The sequence below is a fragment of the Streptomyces sulphureus DSM 40104 genome (assembly GCF_000381025.1).
Classification (GTDB): Bacteria; Actinomycetota; Actinomycetes; order Streptomycetales; family Streptomycetaceae; genus Streptomyces; species Streptomyces sulphureus.
This window is the reverse complement of the sequence record NZ_KB905821.1, coordinates 1-12698: the sequence shown is the minus strand read 5'-3', so window position 1 is coordinate 12698 and position 12698 is coordinate 1. Positions and strand designations below refer to the sequence as shown.

The window sequence follows — 12698 nt, the reverse complement described above, 5'->3', positions numbered from 1 at the left end:
CCGCCCGGCGGCGGAAGGCCGTTGGCACCCGCGTTAGTCTTGAGGGCTGACCCTGCCCACTCGCTCGAAAGAACGCCTAGATGACTGTCGAGTCGGTCTTCCCGCAGCTCGAGGCCCTCCTGCCGCACGTACAGAAGCCGATCCAGTACGTCGGTGGCGAGCTCAACTCCACGGTCAAGCCGTGGGACGAGACCGAGGTCCGCTGGGCGCTGATGTACCCGGACGCCTACGAGGTCGGGCTCCCCAACCAGGGCGTCATGATCCTCTACGAGGTGCTCAACGAGCGCGAGGGCGTCCTCGCCGAGCGCACCTACAGCGTCTGGCCGGACCTGGAGAAGCTGATGCGGGAGCACTCCGTCCCGCAGTTCACGGTCGACGCGCACCGCCCCGTCGGCGCCTTCGACGTCCTCGGCGTCTCCTTCTCCACCGAGTTGGGGTACACCAACCTCCTCACCGCGCTCGAACTCTCCGGCATCCCGCTGGAGTCCGAGGACCGCACCGAGGACCACCCGATCGTGATGGCCGGCGGCCACGCCGCCTTCAACCCCGAGCCGATCGCCGACTACCTCGACGTGGCGGTCATCGGCGACGGCGAGCAGGCGGTCCTGGAGGTCAGCGAGATCATCCGGGCGTGGAAGCGCGAGGGCCGCCCCGGCGGCAGGGACGAGCTGCTCCTCCGCCTCGCCAAGACCGGCGGCGTCTACGTGCCCCGCTTCTACGACGTCGAGTACCTGCCGGACGGCCGGATCTCGCGCACCGTCCCGAACCGCTCCGGCGTTCCGTGGCGCGTCTCCAAGCACACCGTCATGGACCTCGACGAGTGGCCCTACCCGAAGCAGCCGCTCGTGCCGCTCGCCGAGACGGTCCACGAGCGGATGTCGGTGGAGATCTTCCGCGGCTGCACCCGCGGTTGCCGCTTCTGCCAGGCCGGCATGATCACTCGGCCCGTGCGGGAGCGGTCGATCACCGGCATCGGCGAGATGGTCGACAAGGGGCTGAAGAACACCGGCTTCGAGGAGGTCGGGCTCCTCTCCCTCTCCTCCGCCGACCACAGCGAGATCGGCGACGTCGCCAAGGGCCTCGCCGACCGCTACGAGGAGGACAAGGTCGGCCTCTCCCTCCCCTCCACCCGTGTCGACGCGTTCAACATCGACCTCGCCAACGAGCTGACCCGGAACGGCAGGCGCTCAGGGCTCACCTTCGCGCCCGAGGGCGGGAGCGAGCGCATCCGCAAGGTGATCAACAAGATGGTCTCGGAGGAGGACCTGACCCGCACCGTCGCCACCGCCTACGGCAACGGCTGGCGCCAGGTGAAGCTGTACTTCATGTGCGGCCTCCCCACCGAGACCGACGAGGACGTCCTCCAGATCGGCGACATGGCCGTCAACGTCATCGCCAAGGGCCGCGAGGTTGCCGGGTCCAACGACATCCGCTGCACGGTCTCCATCGGCGGTTTCGTCCCGAAGCCGCACACACCCTTCCAGTGGGCGCCCCAACTCAGCGCCGAGGCGACGGACGCGCGGCTCGGCAAGCTCCGCGACAAGATCCGCGGCGACAAGAAGTACGGCCGCTCGATCGGCTTCCGCTACCACGACGGCAAGCCCGGCATCGTCGAGGGCCTCCTCTCCCGCGGCGACCGCCGCGTCGGCGCCGTGATCCGCGAGGTCTACGAGCGCGGCGGCCGCTTCGACGGCTGGCGCGAGTACTTCTCCTACAACCTGTGGATGGAGTCGGCCGCCAAGGCGCTCCCCGCGTACGGCGTCGACGTCGACTGGTACACCACCCGCGAGCGCACCTACGAGGAGGTCCTTCCCTGGGACCACCTCGACTCCGGCCTCGACAAGGACTGGCTCTGGGAGGACTGGCAGGACGCCCTCGACGAGACGGAGGTCGAGGACTGCCGCTGGACACCCTGCTACGACTGCGGCGTGTGCCCGCAGATGGACACCGAGATCCAGATCGGCCCGACGGGGAAGAAGCTGCTGCCGCTGTCCGTCGTCAACAAGTAGCAGGTCCGGCCCTGTGCGCGGGGACGCGCACGGGGCCTGTCGCGGGGTGACGGGCGGCAGGCGTCGACGGGGAGGTCCCGCCGCCCGGCCGTGCGTTGCCGAGGGGGTCCGCACGGTAATTCCGTGGCCCGGCCCGCCGCCGGCTGCCACGCTGGGCCGCATGCCGGAGCTGATCCCACCCGTGGTACGGGTGCACCGTTCCTTCCTCGCGGCGATGGGCGAGCTCCGCGCCGAAGGGCGCGGCACCGCGGAGGACGCCTCGATGACCGGGCGCGATCTGTACAGCTACGGCGGCCGTTGGGCGGACCCCGAGGTCTTCGCGGGGTACGTGCACGCGCTCCGTCGCGGTGCCGCGGAGGACGCGCCCCGCCCGTCCGGCTTCGTGCCCTGCACGACACTCTGGTACGTCGAGAAAGGGGAGTTCCTCGGCCGCCTGGACCTGCGCCACCGCCTCACCCCCTTCCTCCTCGACCAGGGCGGCCACATCGGCTACGACGTGCGTCCCGGCGCACGCGGCCACGGGCACGCCACGGCGATGCTGCGTCGAATCGCGCCTTATGCACGGGTGTTGGGCCTCGCCCGAACCCTCGTCACCTGCGAGGAGACCAACGTGGCCTCGCGGCGCGTGATCGAGAAGAGCGGCGCCGTCTACGAGGACCGCAGGGGCAGCAAGCTGCGGTACTGGCTGACGACCACCGACGGACCGACGACCCGTGCCGCCCGTCCGCGCACCGACGCCGCGCTCGCTCCCGCACGCCCGCGCCTGCCCTGACGTCGGTGTTCCGGCAGCCCAGGCGCGCGGACCGACGGGCCCGCCGTCGGCACCCGCGGTGTCCACTCGGGGACAGCGCCGGTGAGTGCCCCGGGCATGCGACGTACCCTGGGTCACAGGATCACTTGTCGCACCGTCGCGCGCCGTGCGCCGACGCCGACGCAGATCCGTCTTCGTGACAACAGACGTACAGGCGGCCGCCGACCGCGTGCCGCCGGGCAGCGAGGAGAGAACCACTGGGCAAGCGACAGCCCGAAGGCCCGCCGCCGGCACCCGCGGTGCAGCGCATCCGCCTGCGCTACACCAAGCGCGGCCGCCTCCGATTCACCAGCCACCGCGATTTCCAGCGCGCCTTCGAGCGCGCCCTCCGCCGTGCCGAAGTGCCCATGGCCTACTCGGCCGGGTTCACACCGCATCCGAAGGTGTCCTACGCCAACGCGGCACCGACCGGCACCGGCAGCGAGGCCGAGTACCTGGAGATCGCCCTTTCCGACCGACGCGACCCCGAGGCGCTCCGCACGGTGCTGGACGCCTCGATGCCCGAAGGGCTCGACCTCGTCGACGCCGTCGAGGCCCGCACCACGGAGTTCACCGAACGTCTCCAGGCATCGACGTGGCAGCTCGCGCTCGACGGCGTCGCCCCCGCGGCTGCCGAACAGGCGGTGCGGGGCTTCCTCGCCGCCGACTCCGTCGAGGTGCAGCGGCAGACCAAGAAGGGCCTCCGCACCTTCGACGCCAGGGCCGCCGTCGCCTCCCTCGACCTGGGACAGGAGTCCGAGCCTCCCGGCCTGGATGGGACGGCCGACGCACCCTGTGCGATACTGCGCCTGGTAGTACGGCATGTGACACCCGCCGTGCGACCCGACGACGTCCTGTCCGGTCTTCGCGTTGCGGCCGACCTGGCGCCGCCGGTCCCGGCAACGGTGACAAGGCTGGCGCAGGGGCCGCTCGATGAGGAGAGCGGCACGGTGACCGATCCGTTCGCGCCTGACCGCGACGCACCTTCCGGGGCCGAGGCTCTCGGGACACCCAGCGTCGCGTCGGCGCCCGGCGGCGCCGCGTAGGAGCGCCGCCGATGCCAGCGCCGCCGCCGACGACGCCAGGGAAGCCACCCGGGTACGCAGGACGGCAGGCGAGCGCACTGCCCACAAGACTTTCGCCGTAGCCGCCTCGCACAGCGAAGCGGAACCGGCGAGCGACAACAGCTCCCGCGCGGCGCCCGCGCCGGGTCGCGGTCCGCCTCATCAGCGGACGGCCCCGGAGAGGACGAGGCGCGCAGGGAGCGTGACGGGAGAACCGCCCGCATGCTCGAACCAACTGAATCCACAACAGGAGAACCCCTCGAAGGAGGCTCCGCGCCCGAGTCGGGCGCAGAGACCACACCGAGCGACACCCTGCCGCCGCGCCGCAGGCGCCGTGCCGCCTCCCGGCCCGCCGGTCCGCCCGGCTCCGACGCCGCCGCCGACCCGGCCGCCGTCGTCGAGCCGAAGCCGACGGCCGAGGCGTCGCCCGCGGAACCCTCGCCCGCCGAGGCACCGGCTGCCGAGCAGGCGCCGCAGCCGGAGGAGAAGCCCGCGCGCACTCGGCGCCGGGCGACGCGCAAGGTCTCTGCACCGGCCGGCGCACCGCAGACCAACGAGGCCGAACCGTCGGCCACCGCGCCGGAGTCCGAGCGGCAGGAGCCCGCAGCCGCCGCGAAAGCCGAGCCCGCCGAGAAGCCCGCGTCCGACGCCGAGGCCGAGCAGGCCCCCGCGCGCCAGCGCCGCAGGTCGAGTCGGAAGGCGTCGGCGCCGGCCGGCGCGCCCCAGGGCGAGCCTGAGCAGCAGCCCGAGCCGGCCGCCGACGACCAGCCGAAGAGCGCACCGGCGAAGGCCGCGAAATCGAAGCGCGGGTCGGCGAAGAGCGAGCAGCCGGAGGCCGACCAGCCCAAGGACGACCAGGCCAAGGCCGACCAGCCGAAGCGCAAGCCGGCCAAGAGCAAGCAGGCGCAGCCCGAGCCGTCCCAGTCCGAGCAGCCCGAGCCCGAGCAGCCGGCCGCCGAGGAGGAGCCCGCACCGAAGCGCACCCGGCGGCGTACGGCGAAGAGCGCGGCCGAGCCGGCGGCCGAGGCTGCCGCGGAGCAGCCGGAGGAGCCTGCGCGTACCGCGCGGAAGCCGAAGGCCGAGAAGCGCGCGAAGGCGTCCGCGGAGTCGGGCTCGGAGAAGAAGGAGACCGAGGCGCCGAAGCGGGGCCGTGCAGGTACCCCGCCCGTCGCGATGTTCCAGGCCCCGGTCTTCACCGAGCCGGCGTTCCAGACGCCGCAGCGTGCGGCGGCTGCGGCTGCCGCGGCTGCCGAGCAGGGCGACGCGGAGGAAGAGGAACCGCAGGCCGGTACGCGGCGCCGTCGACGGGTGGAGTCCCCCGGGGGTTCGGCGGACGCGGGGAGCGCCGAGGTCGTGGCCGAGGAGGAGCCGGAGGAGACCGACGAGTCCGAGGAGTCGGAGCAGGAGTCGTCGGAGCGTCCGGCTAGGCGTCGCCGCAGGGGCGGCCGTCGGCGTCGCAAGGGCGACGGCGGCGAGGGCGCGTCCGAGGAGGAGTCGCCGGAGCCGCCGCACGACGAGGACGAGCAGGAGGCTCCCGAGGACGCGGAGGCCGGTGAGTCCGACGAGGGCGACGAGCAGCCGCTCTCCGGCTCGTCGTCGAGCAGCTCCCGCCGGCGGCGCAGGCGCAGGCGCCGCACAGGCGAACAGGAGCCCGCGGCCGAGCAGCAGCCGTCGACGGAGGGCGACCCGGAGCGCACCGTCGTCAAGGTGCGTGAGCCGCGGAAGAAGAACGGCAAGGAGGGCGAGCCGAGCGACGAGGTCCAGGCGATCAAGGGCTCGACCCGCCTGGAGGCGAAGAAGCAGCGCCGGCGCGAGGGTCGCGAGCAGGGCCGCAGGCGCGTGCCGATCATCACGGAGGCCGAGTTCCTCGCGCGCCGCGAGGCGGTGAAGCGGGAGATGATCGTCCGCCAGAGCGGGGAGCGGACGCAGATCGGCATCCTCGAGGACGACATCCTCGTCGAGCACTTCGTCAACAAGGAGCAGGCGACCTCCTACGTCGGCAACGTCTACCTGGGCAAGGTGCAGAACGTTCTGCCGTCGATGGAGGCTGCCTTCGTCGACATCGGCAAGGGCCGCAACGCGGTGCTCTACGCGGGCGAGGTCAACTTCGAGGCGCTCGGCATGGGCGGCGGCCCGCGGCGGATCGAAGCGGCGCTCAAGTCGGGCCAGTCGGTGCTGGTGCAGGTCACCAAGGACCCCATCGGGCACAAGGGCGCACGCCTGACGAGCCAGGTCTCGCTGCCGGGCCGCTACCTCGTCTACGTCCCCGAAGGGTCGATGACGGGCATCAGCCGGAAGCTCCCCGACACCGAGCGGTCGCGGTTGAAGCAGATCCTCAAGAAGGTCGTCCCCGAGGACGCGGGCGTGATCGTGCGCACGGCGGCCGAGGGCGCGAGCGAGGACGAGCTGCGCCGGGATGTCGAGCGGCTCCAGGGGCAGTGGGAGGAGATCAAGAAGAAGTCCGGGAAGGGCACCGCGCCGACGCTGCTCTACGGAGAGCCGGACATGACGGTCCGGGTCGTCCGCGACATCTTCAACGAGGACTTCTCCAAGGTGATCGTCAGCGGCGAGGAGGCGTGGCAGACGGTCCACGGCTACGTCGAGCAGGTCGCCCCCGATCTCGTCGACCGGCTCCAGAAGTGGACGTCGGACGTCGACGTCTTCGCCACGTACCGGGTCGACGAGCAGTTGACGAAGGCGCTCGACCGGAAGGTGTGGCTGCCCAGCGGCGGCTCCCTCGTGATCGACAGGACCGAGGCGATGATCGTCGTCGACGTCAACACGGGGAAGTTCACGGGCCAGGGCGGCAACCTGGAGGAGACGGTCACCAGGAACAACCTGGAGGCGGCCGAGGAGATCGTGCGCCAGCTCAGGCTGCGCGACCTCGGCGGCATCATCGTCATCGACTTCATCGACATGGTGCTGGAGTCCAACCGGGACCTGGTCCTGCGGCGGCTCCTGGAGTGCCTGGGCAGGGACCGGACCAAGCACCAGGTCGCCGAGGTGACCTCGCTCGGGCTCGTGCAGATGACGCGGAAGCGGGTCGGGCAGGGCCTGTTGGAGTCGTTCTCCGAGACCTGCCCGCAGTGCAACGGCCGTGGCGTCCTCGTCCACATGGAGCTCGGACAGCCGGCAGGCGGCAAGAAGGGCAAGAAGAAGAAGGGCGGCGGCCACCAGCACGACCACGTCCACGAGGAGACCGCCGGCCAGAAGCCCGAGACGAAGCAGAAGCCGGAGGCCGAGCCGCAGCAGCCCGAGGGCGGTCGGCAGGTCGAGGAGCCCGTCCCCTTCGTGCCGGACGAGGAGCTCTACGGCAGCGCCGCCGAGGCGGAGGCAGCGGCGTCCGGACGCCAGCGCACCCGTAAGCGCGGCGGACGCCGGGCCTCGGCACCGCAGGGCGCGCCCGGGGGCGAGGGCGAGCAGGCCGAGCCGCAGCCGCAGCCGGAGCCGGAACAGCCGCAGGCGGAAGCGGAGTCGGCGGCCGCCGAGCCGCGCGAGCAGGGCACGGCGAAGGCCCGCACCCGGCGCCGCGCGGTGCGCCGTGCGACGGCCCCCGCCGGTGCGCCGGAACAGGCGAGCCGGGTGGAGGGCGCCGAGCCGGAGCCGTCCGCGACCCCGGCCGTGCCGGAACCGGCATCGGAGCCGGCGCTGCCCGTCGAGGCGACGCCGGTGCCGGAGCCCGAGCCGCGTCCGCGGCGTCGCGCGGCGCGCAAGGCGAGCGCGCCCGCGGGGTCGCCGCATGCCGCGGACGATGCCGCGGTCACGGTGATCCCGGCAGGGGAGCAGGAGTCGGCCGCCGGGCCGCAGTCCCCCGAGCCGGCGCAGCAGCCGGTCTCGGACGCGGCGCCCGCGCGCAGGCGTCGTCGGGTCGTCAGGGAGTTCTCCGCGCCCGAGGAGCAGCCGGTTTCCCAGTCGGCGGCTGAGCCGGAGGTGCCGGCGAAGAAGACGGCGCGGAAGGCGGCGGCGAAGAAGGCCACGGCCAAGAAGGCGGCGGCGAAGAAGACCGCGAAGTCGGCTTCCCCCTCTCCTGAGAAGCCGGAAGCGGAGTCGGAGGCGGCGGCGAAGAAGTCGGCGCGGAAGGCGGCGGCGAAGAAGTCGGCGGCGAAGAAGACGACGGCCAAGAAGGCTGCCGTGAAGAAGACGGCCGCGAAGAAGACGGCGGCGGCCGACGAGCAGTCGCCCTCCTCGGTGACGGTCCAGGCCGGCGACGAGCCGACGGCCGCGGAGTGAGCGCGCGCCGGCGGTCGCCCTCTCCGCGGGGGCGACCGCCGGTTGCTCGTTTGACCAGCGAGGTCGGGGAGCCGTAACCTTGCCCATCGGCGTGTCAGAGATGCGCCGCACCCTTGAGCAACTCCCTTTCGGAGAGCCGCTGGCAACGGCCAGGCTCGTCCCGGAAGAGGCCGCTCACTCCTCGAAGTTTCCGGGACACCGCGCCCGGTGGGAGCGGCTGGCGTCAGGGGTTCCGAGCCGAGTGAGAGAGAGCTAAGCGTGTACGCGATCGTGCGCACAGGCGGCCGCCAGCAGAAGGTGTCCGTGGGCGACGTCATTGAGGTTGACCGTCTTTCCGAGAGCAAGGTCGGCGACACCGTCGAGCTCTCGACCCTGCTCGTCGTCGACGGCGAGGCCGTCACCAGCGACCCGTGGGTGCTGGCGGGCGTGAAGGTCCAGACCGAGGTTGTCGACCACCACAAGGGCGACAAGATCCGGATTCAGAAGTACAAGAACAAGACGGGCTACAAGAAGCGGATCGGCCACCGCCAGCTCCACACCGCTCTGAAGATCACCGGCATCCCCGCCCCGGCTGCGAAGTAAGGGACTGAGAACACATGGCACACAAGAAGGGCGCATCGTCCACTCGGAACGGTCGCGACTCCAACCCGCAGTTCCTGGGCGTCAAGCGCTTCGGCGGCCAGGTCGTCAACGCGGGTGAGATCCTCGTCCGCCAGCGCGGCACCCACTTCCACCCGGGCAAGGGCGTCGGCCGCGGCGGCGACGACACCCTCTTCGCGCTCGACGCCGGCGCGGTGGAGTTCGGCAGGGCGCGCGGCCGCAAGGTCGTGAACATCGTCCCGGCCGGCGAGTGACACCGGCCGCATAGCCACGGGTCCGGCGCCCGGCGCCGGACCTCCTCCGAGGGCGGACCTCCGCTTCCCGCGGTAAGGGAAGCGGGGCCGCCCTCGGTGCGTTCGCACAGGACGGGCACCCGTCCCGTCCGCCTGACCCCCGTTCTGGAGGCCCCTGATGACCACCTTCGTGGACCGCGTCGAGCTCCATGTCGCCGCGGGTAACGGAGGCCACGGCTGCGCCTCCGTCCACCGTGAGAAGTTCAAGCCGCTCGGCGGCCCGGACGGCGGCAACGGCGGACGCGGGGGCGACGTCGTCCTCGTCGTCGACCCGGATGTGACGACGCTCCTCGACTATCACCACAGCCCGCACCGCAAGGCCACCAACGGCAAGCCGGGCGAGGGCGGCCACCGCAGCGGAGCCGACGGCGGCGACCTGGTGCTCCCCGTTCCCGACGGCACGGTCGTGCTCGACCGGAACGGCGGCGTCCTCGCGGACATGGTCGGCAAGGGCACCACCTTCGTCGCAGGGCAGGGCGGCCGCGGCGGGCTCGGCAACGCCGCGCTCGCGTCGGCCCGGCGCAAGGCGCCCGGCTTCGCGCTGCTCGGCGAGCCGGGCGAGACGCGGGACATCGTCCTGGAGCTGAAGACGGTCGCCGACGTGGCGCTCGTCGGTTACCCGAGCGCGGGGAAGTCCTCGCTGATCTCGGTGCTCTCTGCGGCGAAGCCGAAGATCGCCGACTATCCGTTCACGACGCTCGTGCCCAACCTCGGTGTGGTGACGGCGGGACGCAGCGTCTTCACCGTCGCCGACGTGCCGGGGCTCATCGAGGGTGCCAGTGAGGGCCGGGGCCTCGGCCTCGACTTCCTGCGGCACGTCGAGCGCTGCTCCGTCCTCGTCCACGTGCTCGACTGCGCGACGCTGGAATCGGATCGCGACCCGGTCTCCGACCTCGACGTGATCGAGGCCGAACTCGCCCGTTACGGCGGGCTGGAGGACCGTCCGCGCCTCGTCGTCCTCAACAAGGTCGACATCCCCGACGGCAGGGAGCTCGCCGAGATGGTCCGCCCGGACCTGGAGGAGCGCGGCTTCCGCGTCTTCGAGGTCTCGGCCGTCGCGCACCGGGGTCTCGACGCGCTTGCGTACGCGCTCGCCGGCATCGTCGACGAGGCGCGTGCCGCCGCTCCGGCGCAGGAGGCGACCCGCGTCGTCATCCGTCCGAAGGCCGTCGACGACACCGGGTTCACCGTCACTCGTGAGGGCGATCTCTTCCGGGTCCGCGGGGAGAAGCCCGAACGCTGGGTCCACCAGACGGACTTCAACAACGACGAGGCCGTCGGCTACCTCGCCGACCGCCTCAACCGCCTCGGGGTCGAGGACGAGCTGCTCAAGGCCGGCGCCCGCGAGGGGGACGGCGTCGCCATCGGGGACGAGGAGAACGCCGTCGTCTTCGACTGGGAGCCGACGCTCTCGGCAGGCGCCGAGATGCTCGGGCGCCGCGGCGAGGACCACCGCATGGAGGAGCAGCGCCCGGCAGCGCAGCGCCGCCTGGAGCGGGAGGCGGAGCGGGACGAAACGCTCGGTGCATACCGGGAGTTCGACCCGTTCGAGCAGTGAACGCGGAGAGCGCGGGGCTCCTCGACGCGATGGAGCGCAACCTCGCCGACCACGCCTGCCACCTCCATCGCGACCTGCCGGGCGCGACGGTGGAGAACCCCGGCGACCTGCTCCTCGCGGACAGCGGTATCGACGACGACACCTTCAACATCGTTGCCCTCGCCCGCTTCACACCGGCCACGGCGGGGCAGCGCGTCGACGAGACCGTCCGCCGGCTCCGGGCGAGCGGACGCTCCTTCTCCTGGTGGGTCGGCCCCACGTCGACGCCGGGGGACCTGGCGCTCCGGCTCGCCGGCGCCGGCCTGCCCGTGGCGGAGGAGGAGACGGCGATGTGGCGCCTGCTCGACGAACTGCCTCCGCATCCCCGCCCGTTCGACCTCGACGTGCGCCCCGTCACCGACGAGAGCCGCTTCGCCGACTATGCGGCAGTGCTCTCCGCCAACTGGGACCCGCCCTCGCACACCGTCCCGCAGGTCCTCTCGGCGGCGGCCCCCGCTGCGCTCGCGCGCGAAGCCCGCTACCTCGTCGGGTACGTGGGGGAGCGCCCCGTCGCCTCTGCCGAGGTCTTCCTCTCCGCCGGCGTCGCGGGCGTCTACAACATCTCCACGCTTTCAGGGGAGCGCAGGCGCGGCTTCGGCGGGGCGCTCACCATTGCGGCACTGCACGCGGCGCGCGAGGCCGGCGCCCGGGTCGCGGTTCTCCAGGCTTCGGAGGACGGCGAGCCCGTCTACCGCCGGCTCGGCTTCCACACGTGCGGACGGTTCACCGAGCACGCGTTGCTGTGATGCCAGGGCAAGTACCGAACACGGTTTGTGACGCCATCTGTCGTCGCATGGATGAGAGCGACGGGGCTGGTATCCAGGCTGCTTCCCGCTCGTTCCGTTGCGGACGGGCAATGCAGAACTCTGTCTCGGGAGGAGGTTCGGCCCCGAAACCGCAGTGACCGCCGCACTCCAGTAGCTCCACAAGTCTTGGGCAATCCCCTGCCCGGCTCCCACGGCGAGGCACAACCCTGCTCCCGAACGCTGCTCGAAGAGGCGAAGGCGTCGTTCCGGCACTCGCCGTCGTGGCGCCGAAGGACGGCGCGTTCCCCTGCCGCGCCCATCACTCCGCGAAATCGTCGAAAGCTTCCTGAATCTTGTCGCCGCTCGGAGGAATTCTGCGCACGAAGAAGACGATCGGGGCGGAGCCAGGCATCGCAAATTCTCCGAGGGGGCACGGAAAACCAACAGCACAAAGGGCCGGCGCATCGATGCCGGACGCCCGCCCCAGCCGCACGGAGAAATCCGGCGACCCCGCCCGCCGTCGTCCGCACGGGCGTCACTGCCGCCGCGACGTGACGAGCGGCCGGGCAGAACCCCGAGGGGCTCCACCCGGCCGCTCGCCGGTGTGGACCGTCAGGCGGTTACCGGGTCCTCCGACTCGGCTGCCTCCGCAAGCTCCGCGTCACGGGGCGTAGGAAGCTCCGAAGTCCTGCGCGCCACACGGAGGTTGCGGGCCTCGGCGTCGGAAACCAGGCGCTGCGCCGCCTCGTTGAAGCGAACCATCGACGGCGGGTCGCTCGGACCGAGGAGGTGCTTCTTCAACTCGGCGCGCGCTTCGACGAGCGTGTCCTTCTCCGGGTTGCGGACGCTCTCCAGCAGCGCGGGAACGCCGGACGCGTCGGGGGTGAGGACGGTCGCCGCGCGCACCGTGGGGAACTGCTCGCGGTAGCGGTCCTCCGGCATCCCCGTGGTGTTGGCGACGGCGTACGGCTTCTCGCTCGCCAGGTAGTCGGAGACGACGCTGGAGACGTCGGAGATGAGCAGGTCCGCCTCGTTGAAGCAGGAGTAGAGCCCCGGGCGGGGTCCGGTGACGATCTGGTGCTCCCACTCGGGCAGCGAAGCCCAGTACGCCTCGTGCCAGGCGTCCGTCGCGGCCTCGACGTGCTGGGCACGGTCGGTGTCCGGCTTGGACTGGTGAAGCATCCGCTCTATCTCATCGGCGCTCTCGCGGAAGTCGACGCTGGTGAGGGTGTCGAGCTCGGCGGTGCGGCGACGCAGCAACTCCGTTGCCTCGGCGCTGGGTCGGGGTCCGGTGCGTTGGGTGTTGGCGTGGCGGATGAGGGTTTGGATGCGGTGGTCGGCTTCGGCGGCGCGGGGGTCGACGGTGCCG

Annotated in this window: 8 protein-coding genes and 1 pseudogene; 8 read left to right on the top strand and 1 reads right to left on the bottom strand. The window is 72.0% G+C overall.

Annotated elements, in window-relative coordinates; all coding sequences use genetic code 11:
* The first annotated feature begins 80 nt into the window (after positions 1 to 80).
* The 8 genes from F603_RS0122635 (at position 81) to F603_RS0122600 (ending at position 11329) form a co-directional block, all read left to right on the top strand.
* Complete coding sequence (locus tag F603_RS0122635) at positions 81 to 2009, top strand: TIGR03960 family B12-binding radical SAM protein (RefSeq protein ID WP_019548228.1); 1929 nt, start codon at positions 81 to 83, stop codon at positions 2007 to 2009.
* A 160-nt stretch (positions 2010 to 2169) separates the two neighbouring features.
* A complete protein-coding gene (locus tag F603_RS32625; RefSeq protein ID WP_037956712.1) occupies positions 2170 to 2781 on the top strand; it encodes a GNAT family N-acetyltransferase in 612 nt (203 codons plus the stop codon).
* Between the two features lie 278 nt (positions 2782 to 3059).
* Positions 3060 to 3845, top strand: a complete 786-nt coding sequence (locus F603_RS0122625) for a TIGR03936 family radical SAM-associated protein (RefSeq protein WP_019548226.1) — start codon at positions 3060 to 3062, stop codon at positions 3843 to 3845.
* 240 nt (positions 3846 to 4085) lie between these two features.
* Positions 4086 to 8093, top strand: coding sequence for an Rne/Rng family ribonuclease (locus F603_RS0122620; protein WP_019548225.1), 4008 nt, complete (start codon positions 4086 to 4088; stop codon positions 8091 to 8093).
* A gap of 258 nt (positions 8094 to 8351) precedes the next feature.
* Complete coding sequence (rplU, locus tag F603_RS0122615) at positions 8352 to 8675, top strand: 50S ribosomal protein L21 (protein WP_016908785.1); 324 nt, start codon at positions 8352 to 8354, stop codon at positions 8673 to 8675.
* Between the two features lie 14 nt (positions 8676 to 8689).
* The gene (gene rpmA, locus F603_RS0122610; protein ID WP_020700613.1) at positions 8690 to 8947 is read left to right on the top strand and encodes a 50S ribosomal protein L27; all 258 of its coding nucleotides are present in this window, start codon (positions 8690 to 8692) and stop codon (positions 8945 to 8947) included.
* 157 nt (positions 8948 to 9104) lie between these two features.
* Positions 9105 to 10544 (top strand): GTPase ObgE, encoded by a 1440-nt coding sequence (gene obgE / locus F603_RS0122605; protein WP_019548223.1) that lies wholly within the window; start codon positions 9105 to 9107, stop codon positions 10542 to 10544.
* Between the two features lie 29 nt (positions 10545 to 10573).
* Positions 10574 to 11329 carry a GNAT family N-acetyltransferase gene (locus F603_RS0122600; RefSeq protein ID WP_026328641.1) on the top strand — a complete coding sequence of 252 codons (756 nt, stop codon included), beginning with the start codon at positions 10574 to 10576 and terminating at the stop codon, positions 11327 to 11329.
* 612 nt (positions 11330 to 11941) lie between these two features.
* Here the strand turns inward: F603_RS0122600 and F603_RS32620 are convergent.
* Positions 11942 to 12698: pseudogene (locus tag F603_RS32620) on the bottom strand (hypothetical protein); the annotation flags it as partial.